The sequence below is a fragment of the Ornithinimicrobium sp. genome, assembly GCF_035267225.1.
In the GTDB taxonomy this organism is placed as follows: Bacteria; Actinomycetota; Actinomycetes; order Actinomycetales; family Dermatophilaceae; genus Ornithinicoccus.
The window spans coordinates 1-16,513 of sequence record NZ_DATFMA010000103.1 but is presented as its reverse complement, the minus strand read 5'-3'; the positions used below and the strand labels follow the sequence as shown (position 1 = coordinate 16,513).

The 16,513-nt window shown below is 70.8% G+C and carries 16 protein-coding genes; 12 read left to right on the top strand and 4 right to left on the bottom strand.

The features are described 5' to 3' along the window. Positions 1-217 (bottom strand): hypothetical protein (locus tag VJ976_RS10505; RefSeq protein ID WP_324100172.1); only part of this gene is annotated, 217 nt, incomplete at its 3' end. Between the two features lie 149 nt (positions 218-366). On the opposite strand from VJ976_RS10505, the gene VJ976_RS10500 reads away from it, so the two are divergent. After that, the gene (locus VJ976_RS10500) at positions 367-1,728 is read left to right on the top strand and encodes a hypothetical protein (protein ID WP_324100171.1); all 1,362 of its coding nucleotides are present in this window, start codon (positions 367-369) and stop codon (positions 1,726-1,728) included. Here the strand turns inward: VJ976_RS10500 and VJ976_RS10495 are convergent. Next, positions 1,725-2,642 carry a LysR family transcriptional regulator gene (locus tag VJ976_RS10495; RefSeq protein ID WP_324100170.1) on the bottom strand — a complete coding sequence of 306 codons (918 nt, stop codon included), beginning with the start codon at positions 2,640-2,642 and terminating at the stop codon, positions 1,725-1,727. The genes VJ976_RS10500 and VJ976_RS10495 overlap by 4 nt on opposite strands. A gap of 70 nt (positions 2,643-2,712) precedes the next feature. Between VJ976_RS10495 and VJ976_RS10490 the strand changes: the two genes are divergently transcribed. The 7 genes from VJ976_RS10490 (at position 2,713) to VJ976_RS10460 (ending at position 10,120) form a co-directional block, all read left to right on the top strand. Next, the gene (locus VJ976_RS10490; protein ID WP_324100169.1) at positions 2,713-3,762 is read left to right on the top strand and encodes a YeiH family protein; all 1,050 of its coding nucleotides are present in this window, start codon (positions 2,713-2,715) and stop codon (positions 3,760-3,762) included. A gap of 63 nt (positions 3,763-3,825) precedes the next feature. Beyond that, positions 3,826-4,692: a FadR/GntR family transcriptional regulator gene (locus VJ976_RS10485; protein WP_324100168.1), complete on the top strand. Its 867-nt coding sequence runs from the start codon at positions 3,826-3,828 to the stop codon at positions 4,690-4,692. After that, on the top strand, positions 4,670-5,935 hold the full coding sequence (locus VJ976_RS10480) for a DegT/DnrJ/EryC1/StrS family aminotransferase (RefSeq protein WP_324100167.1): 1,266 nt from the start codon (positions 4,670-4,672) through the stop codon (positions 5,933-5,935). The genes VJ976_RS10485 and VJ976_RS10480 overlap by 23 nt, the downstream gene beginning before the upstream one ends. A gap of 45 nt (positions 5,936-5,980) precedes the next feature. Next, positions 5,981-7,282, top strand: coding sequence for a histidinol dehydrogenase (gene hisD, locus VJ976_RS10475; protein WP_324100166.1), 1,302 nt, complete (start codon positions 5,981-5,983; stop codon positions 7,280-7,282). 53 nt (positions 7,283-7,335) lie between these two features. Further along, a complete protein-coding gene (locus VJ976_RS10470; RefSeq protein WP_324100165.1) occupies positions 7,336-8,349 on the top strand; it encodes a D-cysteine desulfhydrase in 1,014 nt (337 codons plus the stop codon). After that, entirely contained in the window at positions 8,342-9,055 is a 714-nt protein-coding gene (locus tag VJ976_RS10465; protein WP_324100164.1) for an aspartate/glutamate racemase family protein, read from the top strand. The genes VJ976_RS10470 and VJ976_RS10465 overlap by 8 nt, the downstream gene beginning before the upstream one ends. Positions 9,056-9,157: 102 nt before the next feature. After that, a complete protein-coding gene (locus VJ976_RS10460) occupies positions 9,158-10,120 on the top strand; it encodes an alpha/beta hydrolase (protein ID WP_324100163.1) in 963 nt (320 codons plus the stop codon). Between the two features lie 53 nt (positions 10,121-10,173). Here VJ976_RS10460 and VJ976_RS10455 read toward each other — a convergent pair whose 3' ends face one another. Beyond that, a complete protein-coding gene (locus tag VJ976_RS10455; RefSeq protein ID WP_324100162.1) occupies positions 10,174-10,602 on the bottom strand; it encodes a CBS domain-containing protein in 429 nt (142 codons plus the stop codon). 97 nt (positions 10,603-10,699) lie between these two features. Here VJ976_RS10455 and VJ976_RS10450 point away from each other — a divergent pair, with 97 nt between their 5' ends. From VJ976_RS10450 to VJ976_RS10435, 4 genes are all read left to right on the top strand, one after another. Then, positions 10,700-11,317, top strand: coding sequence for a TetR/AcrR family transcriptional regulator (locus VJ976_RS10450; protein WP_324100161.1), 618 nt, complete (start codon positions 10,700-10,702; stop codon positions 11,315-11,317). Positions 11,318-11,331: 14 nt separating this feature from the next. Beyond that, positions 11,332-12,354 (top strand): ABC transporter ATP-binding protein, encoded by a 1,023-nt coding sequence (locus VJ976_RS10445; RefSeq protein ID WP_324100160.1) that lies wholly within the window; start codon positions 11,332-11,334, stop codon positions 12,352-12,354. 5 nt (positions 12,355-12,359) lie between these two features. Beyond that, a complete protein-coding gene (locus VJ976_RS10440; RefSeq protein ID WP_324100159.1) occupies positions 12,360-13,952 on the top strand; it encodes a hypothetical protein in 1,593 nt (530 codons plus the stop codon). Between the two features lie 88 nt (positions 13,953-14,040). Further along, entirely contained in the window at positions 14,041-15,471 is a 1,431-nt protein-coding gene (locus tag VJ976_RS10435) for a M1 family metallopeptidase (RefSeq protein WP_324100158.1), read from the top strand. An 89-nt stretch (positions 15,472-15,560) separates the two neighbouring features. Here the strand turns inward: VJ976_RS10435 and VJ976_RS10430 are convergent. Beyond that, positions 15,561-16,513 (bottom strand): HNH endonuclease signature motif containing protein (locus tag VJ976_RS10430; protein WP_324100157.1); only part of this gene is annotated, 953 nt, incomplete at its 5' end.

The window sequence follows — 16,513 nt, the reverse complement described above, 5'->3', positions numbered from 1 at the left end:
GCTCCCGGTGCGCCGAAGTGAGCAGCACGGCGAGCCGGTGCCCCGCCGAGTCCTGCGAGTCGGCGCTGATCTGCTGCTCGTCGAGCAGGTCGGTCACCGGGGCGGCCGCAACTTCGTCCTCCCAGCTCTGCCCGCACCCCGACAGCCCCAGAGCAGCAGTGAGCGCCACCGCGACGACGCAGCGCCGCCGCCTCCTGCTGCTCGGTGCCGTAGGCATCACTGACAAGACCATCACTCACGAGACTGCCAGGCTCACCTGTGACTGGCCTGCGTGAGTCCGCCGGGTGACGTATCAGGCGCCAGACGGGGCGCTCCTGGACTGCACCGCGGCGCACGCGGCGTCGCACCAGAAGACGAGGAGAGGTCATGGCCAAGCAGACGTGGAAGGTCAAGGGTCGTGTGGAGGTACGGCACACGCTGCCCGAGCTGCAGACGATCAAGGGGAACGAGTCACCGCTGGAAGGGATCACCGTCAAGGTGCAGGCACGCTCGAAGATCCCGTTCGGGTGGGGCACCTGGGCGTCGTGGGGACAGGTGACGACGAACAGCGACGGGGAGTTCTCGGTCACCAAGACCAAGGGCAGCGACCGCCGCCAGTTCCGCGTCAAGATCCTCTTCGACGACGACCGACTCCGGCTCAAGGAGGGCGACGAGACCAGCCTGTCCTTCGGCGGCGACGGCTTCCCGATCGACGTGAGCTTCGACCTCACCGACAAGGACTGGTTCGTCGTCCATGACGACAAGGACTCCACTCCCAACGGCCGCAAGGCAGGGACGCACGACCTGGGCACCCTGCGCGCCGAGCCCATGCGGGTGCGCCGGCTGGCCGACCTGTGGGTACTGGTCGGGCTCGTCCTGGACGACCTCGACCGGATGGGGCCGGCCTTCGGCCTCGACCGCAAGCAGGTGATGAAGTTCCCGATGGGGATCGGCAACGGTGCCGCCGCGAGCGCCTCGTACTCCAACCCGGTGAACGGGACCGTCTACATCAAGTCCGGTGAGTTCCACGCGCGCACGATCATCCACGAGCTGATGCACCAGTGGGCGTACGACCGCACCAAGGGTGAGGACGCCATGGCCTGGCAGCTCGCCAAGCACGGCACCACGCACGCGGTGCGGGAGAACACGACGTTCGTGCCCTTCCACGAGGCGTTCGCCGACTGGGCGCCCTACGAGATCCTGCGCCGCATCTCTGGCCACGCCCTGACGACGTTCCTCGAGGACAACTCCGACAGCACGCCGGGCCGCCCCTACTCGCGCGCTCATCTGCGGGCGGCACTGGGCCCCTCGGAGCGGAGCCTGGACAACGTGGACTACACCGAACGCGGCTGGCGCAGCCTGTTCACCCTGCTCACCTGGGACACCGTCGACACCCTCGACTTCGACGCCCCCGGCCAGTTCGCCCGTGACAGCGGCCAGCCCGACTTCGCCTGCCGGGCCCTGCGCACCGGGCTGACGTTCAAGCAGGTGCTCGCGGCGATCAACACCCACGACGACATCCCCGGAGCGGACCGCCCCTGGCGGAACCACGAGCTGAACTTCGACGACTTCCTCGCGCGGGCCCAACGGGTGCACGAGCAGCTCACCGACGCCGCCGTGGCCGGCATCAAGGAGTGTCTGGACCCGGCGGCGACAGGCAGCCCGTGCGACGACGTCGAGCCCGCCGTGCGCCGGATGGAGCGTATGCCCGGCCCGCTGCGCCGAGGGTCGCGGCTGGTGCGTCCCTAGGTCGGCTTGGCGCGCCGGGCCAGCGCGACCAGGTCGCCGGCGCTTCCGTCCAGGCGCCGCGGGCCGTTCCACAGCGCGTGCAGCCGCCGCTCGAGGTCGAGCCCGACCGTCGGGACCTCACACAGGTCTCCGCGCTCTACCGACCCGGCGACGGCGTAGCGGCTCAGGACGCCCGGGCCGGCGCCGGCCCGGACTGCGGTGCTGACCGCGGCGTTGCTGCTCAAGGACAGCGCGGCGGGGGCGCCGCGCGAGGTCCCGGTCGCCGCCTCGAGGGCTGACTCCCAGGCTGCCCGGGTCCCTGACCCAGGCTCGCGAAGCACCAACGGGCTCTCGGCGAGCTGTTGCGCGGTGAGCGGGTCGACCCGACGGGACCAGGGATGGGTTGCCGAGACCACCACCGCGAGATGGTCGGTGGCCACCTGGGCGCGGTGCAGGTCCCGCGGCGGCTCGGAGGACTCGATGAAACCCACCCGATAGCAACCGGCCCGCACGCCCTCGATCACCTGCGCGGAGTTCACCACGTCGAGCGCCACCGCGGTGTCCGGGTGCCGGACCTTCAGCTCGGCGAGCCAGGCGGGCAGCAGATGCTCCGCGATGGTCATGCTGGCGGCCACGCTCAGCGGCGCCGGACCGTCGTGGCGCAGGGCCTCCACTCCGACCAGCATGTCGTCAGCGGCGGTGAGGACGGCCCGGGCCCAGTCGACGATCACGGCTCCCCGCGGCGTCAGAGTCGACCCGCGCGGTGAGCGTTGCAGCAGGGCCACTCCCATCTCCCGCTCCATGCGGGCCACCAGCCGGCTCGCGTTCGGCTGCGCCATGCCCACCGCACGCGCACCCGCACCCAGGCTCCCCTGCTCCGAGATGCTGACGATGAGCTCGAGGGCAGACAGGTCCGGCCACGGGTGGGCACTCATATCACAATGGTATGGGGTGATGCACGAACCTGCTCTACCGGCTGGCTCGGCCGAAGCGGAGGGTGGAGGCATGCCGCCGTCCTCACCTGCCTCCGCGAAGCGCTCTGCGTCGCGCCTCGCGGCCCCTGTCCGGGGTTCGGGGGCTGTCGGCCGAGCCCTCCCGGGCCTGGCGTGGTGCGCCGCGGCCGTAGGCCTGACCCTCGTGCTGCACCATCTGGTGCCCACCGTGAGCCCGCTGCTCGTGGCCGTGCTGCTGGGCGTGCTGCTCACCAACACGGTCGGGCTCCCCGCCGTCGCACAACCCGGCCTTGCCTTCGCGTCCAAGCGGCTCCTGCGGCTGGGCGTGGCGCTCCTGGGGCTGCAGCTCGTCCTGTCCGACATCGTCAGCCTCGGCGTCGGTCTCTGCCTGACCGTCGTGGCCGTGGTGGCGCTCGGCATCGTCGGCACCTGCGCCGCCGGCCGCGCGCTCGGCGTGCCTGCTGGGCAACGGTTGCTCATCGCCTGCGGGTTCTCCATCTGTGGCGCCGCAGCGGTGGCGGCTGCGGACGGGGTCGTCGACAGCGACGAGGAGGATGTCGCCAGCGCCATCGCCCTGGTGGTGGTGTTCGGGACCGCGATGATCGCAGCCGTCCCCCTGGCCGCCACCGTGCTCGGCCTCAGCACCGAGCAGGCCGGGTTGTGGGCGGGCGGGTCGATTCACGAGGTCGCCCAGGTCGTGGCGGTCGGTGGTGCGCTGGGCGGTTCGGCACTGGCGGCGGCCGTCGTGGTCAAGCTGGCCCGCGTGCTCATGCTGGCTCCGGTGCTCGTCGTGCTGGGGTGGCGGCAGCGCCGCACGACCCGGGCCCGCGGCGCCACCTCCCACCCTCCGCTGGTGCCCCTGTTCGTTCTCGGGTTCCTCGGGATGGTCGCGCTGCGCACCACAGGGGTGCTCGGCCAGCCGGTCATCGACGCCGCGCAGACTGCCCAGACCGTGCTGCTCAGCGCGGCCATGTTCGCCCTGGGCTGCTCGGTGCGCCGGTCGGCCTTGCGCAAGGTCGGCCCGCGTCCGCTGGCCCTGGCGCTCGTCTCGACCCTCATCGTGGCCCTCACCGCGCTCACCGGCGTGCTGGTGTCGACCTGAGGGTCGCCTGGTGGCTGCTAACCTGTCAGGCAACTTGGCTGATCCGCGACAGGAGGTGACGAGATGGCCGTGTTCGAGTCGTTGGAACGCGCGCGTCCGATGTCGGTGCGCATCGCTGAGCACGTGGTCGAGCGCATCCAGTCCGGCGAGTTCCCGGTCGGCATGCGACTCCCGTCCGAGACCGAGCTCGCGCGTCAGTTCGGGGTCAGCCGGCCCTCAGTGCGCGAGGCGCTCGGTGCGTTGCAGTTCGTCGGCTACGTCGACTCGGTCCGCGGTTCCGGCAGCCGCGTGGTCAGCCAGCGTCCCCAGGTCGACGGGCCGAGGAAGTCCGACGAGATCGGCCCCCGCGAGGTGCTGCGCTTCTTCGAGGCTCGCCTTCTCAGCGAACCGCAAGTGGCAGCCCTGGCCGCCCGGGACCCCGACCTGGACCGACTCGCCGAGGCCGAGAAGCTCATCGAGGCGATGGAGCTGGTGGCACACGAGCCGGCCCTGCATGGCGAGACCGACCTGAGCGTGCACCGCGCGTTGGCGCAGGCCTGCCGCAACTCGTTCATGGTCGAGCCGGTCCTGCGCCTTCTGGACGTGCTGGCCTCCCCCGCGCTGCGCGCGACCCGACGCCACGCCTGGGCCGACCATGACCTGCCGCCCCTGTGGCACGACCATCACCGCGAGACGCTGGAGGCCATCCGCGCCGGCCGCCCGCAGGCAGCCGCCGAGTCCACCTGGCGCCATCTGGAGTCTTCCGCTCGCCACGCCCTCGAGGTCGTTGCCCGCGAGGGCACCGTGGACGAGCGGGCCCGCAGTGAGTTCACTTCTTTCCTGTCCGCCGGGCCGTACGCCTCCGCCCTGGCGACTCACGATGGCTCGGAGGCACCGGCCCGCGCGCACGCCGACGAGAGGAGGTCACGTGTCCGCCCTCTCGCCGACTGACCCGCATCCTTCGACCGAGGGCCCCTCGGGCCAAGCGGGCGAACCGGTACGGTTCGACGTCGACCTCACCCGGCCGGACCCCATCCCCGAAAGCGCCATCGTGCGGGCCACCGCACTGATGCGTACCGGCCGGCTGTTCCGCTACGGCGAGTTCACCGACGTGGACGACGACGCGGCCCAGCTGGAGGTCCGTTTCGCCGAGCTGCTCGACCGGCGCTACGCCGTCGGCGTCAGCTCCGGCGGAGGCGCACTCTTCCTCGCCCTGCGCGCCTGTGGGGTCCGCCCCGGCGACCGGGTGCTGCTCAACGGCTACACCCTGGCCCCGGTGCCCGGGGCCATCGACCACGCCGCCGCCCAGCCGGTGCTGGTGGAGATCACCGAGGACCTCACCATCGACCTCGAGGACCTGCGCCGCAAGGCAGAGTCCTCCGGCGCCCGGACCCTGGTGCTGTCGCACATGCGGGGGCACGTCGCCGATATGGACGCGGTCGTCCGACTCTGCGACGAACTCGGGATCGACCTGATCGAGGACTGTGCCCACACGCTCGGAGCGCGGTGGTCAGGCCGCCACACCGGCACCTTCGGCCGCGCGGCATGCTTCAGCGCCCAGACCTTCAAGCACCTCAACTCAGGCGAAGGCGGACTGGTCGTCACCGACGACGACGAGGTGGCCGCGCGCACCATCCTGCACTCCGGCAGCTACATGCTCTACGCCCAGCATCGAGCCAGACCACCCCTGGAGGCGTTCGAACCACTGCGCGGGCAGGTGGCCAACTACAGCATGCGCATGACGGCGCTGGCGGCGGCGCTGATCCTGCCCCAGCTGGACCTGTTGCCCGACCGGGTGGAACGGATGAACCGCTCCTACCGCCGGCTCGAGGCCCTGTTGCAGGGCGTTCCCCACGTGCGCCTCGTCCAGCGCCCCGAGCAGGAGGACTACGTCGGCAGCTCGTTCCAGTTCTCGCTCACCGGCCTGACCCGGGAGCAGATCTCGTCGGTGATGCAGACCGTGGAGCGCTACGGCCTGCCCCTCAAGTGGTACGGCGAGCCGCTCATGCGCGGCTTCACCAGTCGCCCCGCGCAGTGGGAGTACCTCGGGGCCGACCAGGCCGTGCCGCGCACCGACGCGCTGCTCGCCCGCCTGTGCGACCTGCGGGTACCACCCTCCATGGAGCCGGCGGACTGCGTCCTCGCCGTCGAGATCATCCGCTTCGCGATCCAGCAGGCGACCCGCACCGGGTGAGCGCCCCGACCTCGACACCACCGCAACGACAGGAGATCCAGGCCCATGCCCGTCACCTATCTCAAACGCGCCCACGGCACCGAGCGGGTGGACATCTCGGCGACCACCGCCACCGTGGCCCGGATGCTGGAGCGCCTCGAGACCGAGGGAGAGAGCGCGACCCGCGCCTACTCCCGTGAGCTCGACGCATGGGATCCGGAGAGCTTCGTGATCGGGCCCGAGGAAGTCGATGCCGCACGCCGCTCCTTGCCCACGACTCTTCTGGACGACCTCCACTTCGCGCACCGGCAGGTCCGCGCGTTCGCCGACCGTCAGCGCGAGAGCCTCGGCGACTTCGAGATCGAGCTCCATCCGGGGCTGGTCACCGGGCAGCGCCACATCCCCGTCGAGGCGGCCGGGTGCTACGTCCCCGGTGGGCGCTACGCGCACGTGGCCTCCGCCGCGATGAGCATCGCCACGGCCAAGGCCGCAGGGGTCCCCCACGTCACCGCCTGCTCGCCGCCCCGAGGGGGCGAAGGCATCCACCCGGCGACGTTGACCGGCATGGCCATCGCGGGGGCCGACTCGATCATGTGCCTGGGCGGGGTCCAGGCCGTGGCTGCGATGGCGTTCGGTCATTTCACCGGCCACCGAGCCGCCGTGCTGGCCGGGCCGGGCAACCAGTTCGTCGCCGAAGCCAAACGCCTGCTGTTCGGGCGGGTCGGCATCGATGTCGTGGCCGGTCCGACCGAGGCGCTGGTGCTGGCCGACGACACGGCGGACCCCTGGCTCGTCGCGATGGACCTGGTCAGCCAGGCCGAGCACGGGCGCGACTCGGCCACCATCCTCATCACCACCTCCCGCCGCGTCGCCGAGGAGACGCTCGGGCTGGTCCCTCGCGCGGTCGGGCTGCTCCCGCCGGGGTCGGTCGCCGCCGCGGCATGGGAGGCGTTGGGGGAGATCATCGTCGCCGACACCCGCGAGGAGGCGGCCGCACTGGCCGACGAGTACGCCAACGAGCATGTCGAGGTGCACGCCGAGGACCTCGAGTGGTGGCTCGGCCGGCTGCGGAACTACGGCTCGCTGTTCCTGGGTGAGGAGACCACGGTGACCTACGGGGACAAGACCTCCGGGCCGAACCACATCCTGCCCACGCGTGGCGCGGCGAGGTACACCGGCGGACTGTGGGTCGGCAAGTTCATCAAGACGGTCACCTACCAGCGGATGACCCGCGAGGCCAACGCGCAGATCGGCCGGGTGGCCGCCCGTATCTCGCGTACGGAAGGGATGGAAGGGCATGCCCTGGCCGGCGACGTCCGGCTGGCGAAGTACTTCCCCGACGAGGCCCTCGACACCGCGCCCCGGTAGCGCGTTCCTCCCTCCCCACCATCAGACCTCCCGCCCCGAGAAAGAAGGCACCCATGCACCTGGCGCGTATCCCACGCCGCCGCTACACCGTCGGTCGCACCCCCATCGAGCACCTCCCCCGGCTGAGCGAGCATCTGGGCGGGCCCGACATCTACATCAAGCGCGACGACCTCCTCGGCCTGAGCGCCGGAGGCAACAAGACCCGCAAGCTCGAGTTCCTCATGGCCGACGCCTTGGCGCAAGGGGCCGACACCATCATCACGACCGGGGCGGTCCAGTCCAACCACTGCCGGCTCACCCTCTCGGCCGCGGTCAAGGAAGGCTTGCGATGCCACCTGCTGCTCGAGGAGCGGGTGGCGGGCTCCTACGCGGAGGACGGCAGCGGCAACAACCTGCTGTTCCGTCTGCTCGGAGCCGAGTCGATCCAGGTGGTGCCCGGCGGGTCCGACCTGCAAGCCGGGATGGAGGAGATCGCGGAGCAGGTGCGTCGCGACGGCGGCAGGCCCTACATCATCCCCGGAGGTGGGTCGAACGCCCTGGGAGCGCTCGGCTACGTCGCGTGCGCCGAGGAGATCCTCGCCCAGTCCTTCGAGATGTCGCTGCCCATCGACCATGTCGTGTGCTCCAGCGGATCAGGGGGGACGCACGCCGGGCTGGTCGCCGGCTTCCACGGCAACCAGAGCGGCATCCCGGTCACCGGCATCAGTGTGCGGGCCGAGCGCGCGCCCCAGGAGGCCAAGCTGCACGCACTGGCCAACGAGACCGCACAGCTGCTCGCCGACGACGGACGCGAAGTCCCCCGAGAGGCGTTCACGGTGGAAGACGGCTACGTCGGGCCGGGCTACTCGCTGCCGACCGAAGAGATGACCGCCGCGATCCAGCTCTTCGCGCGGCTCGAGGGCATCCTGCTGGACCCGGTCTACACCGGCAAGACCGCCGCCGGACTGGTCGGCCTGGTACGCCAAGGCCGGTTCGCGCCGGGCAGCACTGTGCTGCTCATCCACACCGGAGGATCGCCGGCGCTGTACGCCTACCCGGACTCGGTCCTGGCCTCCGCCGGTGGCTGAGCGACATCGGCTCAGCCCGTCACGGCTCGTCGGCATCCTCGGCGGGATGGGGCCCGCGGCCACCGTGGACTTCTACGCCAAGCTGGTGCGGCACACGCCGGCCGAGCAGGACCAGGACCATCTGCGGGTCGTGATCTGGGGCGACCCCTCGGTGCCGAACCGGCAGGAGGCACTGCTGGCGGGTGGCACCGACCCCACCCCGTGGCTCGAGGAGGGCGTGCGCCGCCTCATCGACGCCGGCGCCGAGATCGTGGTGGTCCCCTGCAACACGGTCCACGCGCACGTGCGCCCGGTGATGGCCGGACAGCCGGTGGAGTTCATCGACATCATCGACACCACCGTCGAAGCCGTGCGGAGGCGCGGACTCCACCGGGTCGGGCTGCTGGCTACAGACGGAGCGCTGGCCTCGGGCATCTTCCAGAGGGGCCTGGACGCGGCGGGAGTGGAGTGGGTCCTCCCGTCGCCGGAGCGCCAAGCGTCGTTGATGAGGCTCGTCCACGCGGTGAAGACGGGCCGCGTCGACACCGCCACGCTGACGGCCATGGCCGACCTTCTGGCCGAGATCGACAGCCGCGGGGCGAGCACCGCTGTGGCCGGATGCACCGAGATCTCCACCCTGCTCGAGAGGCCGCCCGGCGGCGCCGACGTCGTTGATCCCGCCCTGGAGCTCGCCCTGCGCACCGTCGAGCGGGCCCGCCACACCTGAAGTCGCGGCCCCGAACACCCCGTCCGAGGCCAGCGGCCCTCCGCAACCACTAGGCTCTCCCGACACCACACCGCGCCGCGTGCTGACGACCGAGGGGGGACCATGGGTGCGCTCGACCCGGACGTGGGCCAGTTCATGGAGACTCTGGCTCGGATGTTCCCGGTGCCACCGGCCGACGTGAGCCCCACCGAGCGCCGGCTCTCCTTCCGCCAGGTGCACGAGCAGCTGCTGCACCCGCCACCCCCACCGGCCTTCGCCGGCGACATCGTGGACGACATCGTGGCGACCGACGACGGCGAGGTCCCGGTGCGGGTCTACTCCCCCGCCACCTCGACCCCGACAGGCCCGACGCTGGTCTTCTTCCCCGGCGGCGGCTGGGTCATCGGTGATCTGGAGACCGGGGACGCCACCGCACGGTCCCTCGCGACGCAGATGGACCTCACGGTCATCGCCGTGGACTACCGCAAGGCGCCGGAGCATCCTTTCCCCGCCGCCTTCGAGGATGCCCGTGCCGCCGTCCGCGCGGTGGCACAGCAGCGACGGCCCTCGTGGCTCGGCGTCGCCGGTGACAGCTCGGGCGGAAACCTCGCGGCGGCGGTCGCGATCGACTGCGCCGCCGCGCGACACCAGTGTGACGGACAGCTGCTGCTCTACCCGGCGCTCGACCCGCGAATGGACACGGACTCGCACCGCCGCTACGCGCGCGGCTACCTGCTGGAGCGGGAGCTCATGGAGTTCTACTGGACCAGCTATCGGGCCGAAGCGCCGCTGGACTGGCACATCGCGCCCGCGCTGGCCCCGGACGAGATGCTGTCAGAGGTGGCGCCGGTCGTCGTGGCCACCGCCGAGCTCGACCCGCTGCACGACGAAGGCCGTGACTACGCCGGCCGACTCCTCGGCCTCGGCATCGCGGCCACGCACCTGCCGGGTCCAGGGCTCATCCACGGCTGGGTGGACCACACCGGGCTGGTCCCCGCCGCCGACCAGGCTCTGCGGCGTGCGGTGGCGGTCTTCGACGCCCTGCGCCGCGCCAGCACCGGCGACGCCGCGACGACCGAGCGCTGACGGGGCGAAAACCCGCCGACCCTCGCGGAGTCGTCAGAGGCCCGCAGGCCGACCTACTGCTGGATGTAGCCGAAGAGCTGGTCCCGCTCGCTCTGCAGCTCGGCGATGCGGCCCTTGACGATGTCACCGATGCTGACGATCCCGCGCAGCTGCCCGTCGCTGACGACCGGAAGATGCCGGATGCGGTGCTCGGTCATGGTGCCGGCCAGGGTCTCCAGGTCGTCGTGCGGCCCGCAGGTGTGGACCTCGGACGTCATGATGACACTGACCGGTTCGTCGAGGACACGCGCGCCGTGGTCGTGCAGCCCCCGCACGATGTCGCGCTCACTCACGATGCCCGCCACGGGGTGCTCGTCGTCACTGACGACGACCGAGCCGATCCCCTCCCGCGCGAGCAGGGTCACCAGCTCGCTCACGGACGCCTCGGGACGCAACGTCGTGACGTCGCTCCCCTTCCTCCGCAGCACCTCGCCAATGCGCATGAACCGACCATATCGCCGCGATGCCAACCTCACCAGGCAAACTCGCCGAGCCCCGGGCGGCTTGAGCCCTGGTGAACGATCGTTTAGTATGCTGTACATGCGTTCAGTGGTCTCTGATCTGACCGGCAAGGCGGCGATCCGCGACGCGGCCCTGGCGCTGTTCGCCGAGCGAGGGGCAGACGCGGTCAGCGTCCGCCAGATCGCTGCGGCCGCCGAGGTGTCCCCCGCCCTGATCCTGCATCACTTCGGAAGCAAGGAAGGCCTGCGTCAGGCGGTGAGTGACCATGTGGTCGCGCTGATCGACCAGGTCACGATGAGCCAGTCACCCACCGATGTGCAGGCGCTCGTCGCCGGTGACGTCACGGCTGCCGACTCGTTGACGGCCACGATGGCCGCCGCTTTCCCCTCGGATTCACCGGTCCTGCCGTACCTGCGCCGCCTCCTCTTGGCCAACGATGACGTCTCCCATGCGGTCGTCAAGCACTGGTACGACCTCACCGTGGCCGTGCTCACCGAGTGGCAGCGGCTCGGGATCATCGATCCCGGCCCCGACATCCCCCTGCGGGCGGCGTTCATGCTCACCGCCGACCTCGGCGCGCTGCTGCTGCGGGACCACATGTCCGGTCTCGTCGGCACCGACCTGATGACCGCCGAAGGCCTGCGCAGGTGGACCGCCGAGAGCGTCCGCGTATACAGCCCGATGTTCACCCCCTGAGAGAAAGGCACGTCATGACCACGCACCTCATCGAGACGACGGGTCTGGTCAAGACCTTCGGTGCCACGCGCGCCCTCGACGGTCTGGACCTGGCGGTCGACGAGGGCGAGGTCCACGGTTTCCTCGGCCCCAACGGCTCGGGCAAGTCGACGACCATCCGCATCCTGTTGGGTCTGATGCGGGCCGACCATGGACATGTCACGCTCTTCGGTGAGGACCCGTGGCGTCACGCCGTCCGCCTGCACGAACGACTCGCCTACGTCCCCGGCGACGTCACGCTGTGGCCCTCGTTGACCGGTGGACAGTGCATCGACGTCCTGGCGCGGGCGCACGGGCAGATCGACCGGCCCCGCCGCGACGACCTCATCGACCGCTTCGACCTCGATCCCACCAAACGGGCCCGGGACTACTCGAAGGGCAACCGGCAGAAGGTCTCTCTCGTGGCCGCGCTCGCCGCAGACGTCGACCTGCTGATCCTCGACGAGCCGACCGCCGGGCTGGACCCGCTGATGGAGGAAGTGTTCCAGCAGGTGGTGCGCGAACGCCGGGCGGCAGGAGCGACGATCCTGCTCTCGAGCCACATCATGGGCGAGGTCGAGGCGCTCGCAGACCGGGTCTCGATCATCCGGGCCGGACGCACCGTGACCTCGGGCACGCTCACCGACCTGCGCCGGCACATGCAGAGCGCCGTGCGGGCCGTCACCGACCATGCTCCAGACGGGCTGACCAGGCTTCGCGGCGTCACCCACGTCGAGGTCCACCCGGTGGAGGCCACGGGACCCGGCCCCGAGTCCGATGTTTTGGCAAGCCGACACGACGTCCATGCCTCCGCCGAGCCCGACGCGGTCGGTCCCCTGGTGGGCCGGCTGCACGACGCCGGCATCCATACGCTGACCGTGACCCCACCCAGCCTGGACGACCTCTTCCTGCGGGCGTACTCCGAGGACGCGCCGGCCGACAGCCCCTCCGACACCGGGGGGCACCCCGCACGCGGCACCGGCGGATCCTCGACCCCCAAACACCGGGCCCTGTCATGACGACGGTGAGCCTGCAGGGCCTGCCCACCATGGCCCGCATCAACGTCCGGACGGGATGGAAGGGCCTCACGCTCTGGGTGGTCGGGCTCCTGGCGATGATGCTGATGACGACGACCTCCATCACCGCGCTCTACGACACCCCGACCAAGCTGCGCGGGTACGCCGAGAGCGTGGGTGGTGACGCGATGTTGATGCTCAACGGCAAGGTCGCCGGCCTGGGCTCGCTGGGTGGGGTGATCGCCAACGAGTTCGGCTTCATCCTCAGCTTCGGCATCCCGCTGATGGCCATCGCGCTCACCGCTCGAGGCACTCGCAAGGACGAGGAGGCGGGCCGGCTCGAGCTGCTCCTCGCGGCCCGGATCGGACGCCACGCACCGATCCTGTCAGCGGTGCTGGTGGCGAGCGCCGCCTTGGCGCTCACGGGCCTGGGCTGCGCCGTCGCGATGATCGCCGCCGGCGTGGACGCCGGCGGGGCCGTGCTCTACGGTGCAGGGGTCACCGGGCTCGGGTTCGTCTTCGTGGGCCTCACCGCGGTGGCGGCGCAGGTGTTCGAGCACAACCGAGCGGTCTGGGGTGCGGGGCTGGGCCTGGCCGTCGTGAGCTACCTGCTCCGCGGTCTCGGCGCCACGGGTGACAACGCCCTCTTGTGGCTGTCACCCCTGGGCTGGGTGGACGAGGTCCGACCCTTTGGTGAAGCCCGGGCGTGGCCACTGCTCTTGGCCCTGATGACGGGTGCCGTGCTGGTGGCGTCGGCCTTCTGGCTCAGTACGCGGCGTGACGTGGGAAGCGCACTGGTCCAGCCTCGGGGTTCCAAGCCCGAGGCCTCTGCCTTCTTGCGCAGCCCGGTCGGTCTGGCCTGGCACGAACACCGCGGTGCGGTGGTCGGCTGGACGGTCGGGGCCGTCGCGCTGATGGCCACCTACGGCTCGCTGACCAACGAGGTCCTCGACGCGATCGAGGCCAACCCCGCGATCGGCCAGATGATGGGAACGAACCCGGAAGTGGCCGACGACTTCCTCGCTCAGGTCATGTCCACCTTCGTCATGATGCTGGCCATGCTCGTGGCCGCGTTCGCCGTCATGGCCATCGGCTCCTTGCGCGCCGAGGAGGGCACCGGACGCATGGAGGCCCAGCTCTCGGGCCACCGCTCTCGATGGGCCTGGCTCGGGGTGCATGTTGCCGTCGTCGCGGCGGGCATGCTCGTGGTCGGTGGCGCGGGCGCGCTCGCGCTGGGCTGGTCGAGTGCGGCCTCCACGGGCGAGCAGGAATGGGTCGGCGAGATCCTGGTCGGCGCGCTGGCCTTCCTGCCTGCGGCCGTGGTCTTCCTGGCCCTGACGGTCGTACTCGTCGGTCTGGCGCCACGGCTGCGCGGGCTCGCGTGGCTCGCCTTCGGCGCCGCGGCCGTGCTGGCGTATCTCGGGCCTGGTTTCGACCTTCCCACCTGGCTCGTCGACGGCTCCCCGTTCCAGGCCGTGGGCACCGACGTGGTCAGTGACGGGATGGATGTCACCGGAGGCGTGGTGCTGTTGGCCCTGACCGGTGCCGGGCTGGCCGCAGGCTTCGTCGGGTTCCGCGCCCGCGACATCCCACGCTCCTGACCGGTGACGAGGAGGTGAGTTCTTCGGCCAACCCCTCTGGAACCACCCACCCCAATGGGCATCTGACCCCCACGCGTTACGCTGGTTCATGCCCATCCACCGGAAGCGCTCTGCCACTGCCGCTCTCAGTGCCTCGTTGATGCTCTGCTTCGCCGCTGCGACCGGCACCTCGTCGGCCGCGCCCGGCGACCCCGGCAACCCACGCTTCGCCGAGGGCGAACCGGGAGTGGGGGATCCGTACTTCCCGCTCGCCGGCAACGGCGGCATCGACGTGCAGAGCTACGACCTTGACCTCGACTACGAGCCACCGGCGGAGGGGGCCGACCTCGTCGGCCAGCTGGACGGACGGGCCACGATCACGCTGGTGCCGACCAAGGACCTGGCCTCGTTCCACCTCGACCTGCGCAACCTCGAGGTGGAGTCCGTCACCGTGAACGGCAAGCGCGCCCGCTACACCCACGAGAACACCGAGCTTGAGATCACCCCACGGCCCAAGCTCCGCGAGGGACGCACCACTGAGGTCGTCATCGAGTACGGCGGTGCCACGACCCGTCCCACCGACGTTGAGGGGGCCCTCTACGGATGGGTCACCACTGCGGACGGCGCCATGGTGGTCAGCGAGCCCGACGGATCTCCGACCTGGTACCCCGTCAACGACCACCCCACCGACAAGGCCACGTACACCTTCGAGATCACCGTGCCTCAAGGCCTGGTCGCCGTGGCCAACGGCGAGCTGGTCGACGAGTCCGTCTCGAACGGCCGCACCACCTGGAGCTGGGACGCACCCGACCCGATGGCCTCCTACCTGGTCACCTCGACGGTGGGCAACTTCGAGCTGAACACCAGCTACGCCGACGACGGCACCCCGATCATCGACGCGGTCGACAAGGACCTGGCTCCCTCGGCCTCGGAGAGTCTCACGCTGGTGCCCGAGATGATGGCCTTCTTCACCGAGCGTTACGGCGACTACCCCTTCACCACCTACGGCAACATCGTCGACGACGACTCGACCGGCTACGCGCTGGAGACCCAGACCCGCTCGTTCTACAGCGAGGTCGCCGTTGAGGGCACGGTTGCTCACGAGCTCGGACACCAGTGGATGGGCAACCACGTGAGCCCGCAGGAGTGGGACGAGATCTGGCTCAACGAGAGCTGGGCGACCTACTCGACGTGGCTGTGGGACGAGGAGCAAGGACGAGCCACGGCCCAGGAGAGTTTCGAAGAGGTACTCGCCACCCCTGCGGACGACCCGTTCTGGGACGTGGTGATCTCTGACCCCGGAGCCACGAACCTGTTCGCCGGCGCTGTCTACGACCGCGGCGCCGCCACTCTGCACGCGCTGCGCAACGAGATCGGCGACGACGCCTTCTTCGCACTGGCCCAGACCTGGGTCGAGCGGTACGGCGGCGGCACGGCCAGCACCGCGGACTTCATCGCGCTGGCCGAAGAGGTCTCCGGCCAGGACCTCGAGACACTGTTCGCCGTGTGGATCGAGACCCCGCAACGCCCCAACGTCTAACCAGCACCGCGGGGCCAACGGTCGGCGGTATGTCCAAGCACGATGGCACGGTGTTGCGCCCGACCGGCGTGGTCGGGCCCGGGGCGGGGTCATGGTCGTTCCCAGTGCACGCCGTCTGCCTCGATGGTGGCGTTGAGGTCGTGGTGGTGGACCAGGGTGTGGTGGCGCCCGCAGAGCAGGGTCATGTTGGTGATGTCGGTGCGGCCGCCGCGGGACCACCAGGTGAGGTGGTGGGCGTCGCAGTACTGGGGTGGGGCGGTGCACCCGGGGTAGGTGCAGTGCCGGTCGCGGCGCCATAGGAGCAGGTGTTGGGCGGGGGTGGCGAGCCGGGCGGAGCGACCCAGCTCGAGCACCTCGCCGTCGCGTCCGAGCACGGCGGGGATGATGTCCGCGGTGCACGCGAGCCGGCGGACCGTGGCGGGAGACAGGGTCTGCCCCGTGTGCGCGTGCCCGGCCCCGGTGAGGCGACCCTTGAGGACGTCGTAGTCGACGGTGACCAGCAGGCGAGCCTTCGCGGTGGCGGGCGTGCCTTTCGGGGCGGCGACGCCGCGACCCAGCATCGTGACGAGGGCGTCGTAGCGGCGTTGGGTCGCTGACCGGGGGTCGGGACCGTCGCCGTCCGGTGACGGCGCCGCCAAGGGACTGGTGATCACCGCCCGGATGGTGGCTGCCCCCTCGGCGTCGGCGGTGATGATGAACCGGGTCAGCGAGCCGTCGGCCAACGACGACTCGTGCACCCCCCGCAGGTCACGCTGGGCCTGTGCCCGGGCCTCGTGCTCCACCTCGGACAGCGCCAGGCCGAGCAGATGGTCCGTGGCTCGCTTCAGGTCCGCGTCCCGGTGGCGCAGGTCCGCAGCGAAGGAAAGCAACGTGTCCACGTACTCGGTGTAGGTCTCGGCCGGTGTCACCGACCGGACCTGCTGCAGGCACCGCACCAGCCGGGCGGCACGACGCACCGGCAGCCGGCCCGTGGTCACCGCCTCGCGGATCGGCTCATGCGCCGCCTGCCGCACACTGGTCGCGACCGTCACCAGGTCCCCGA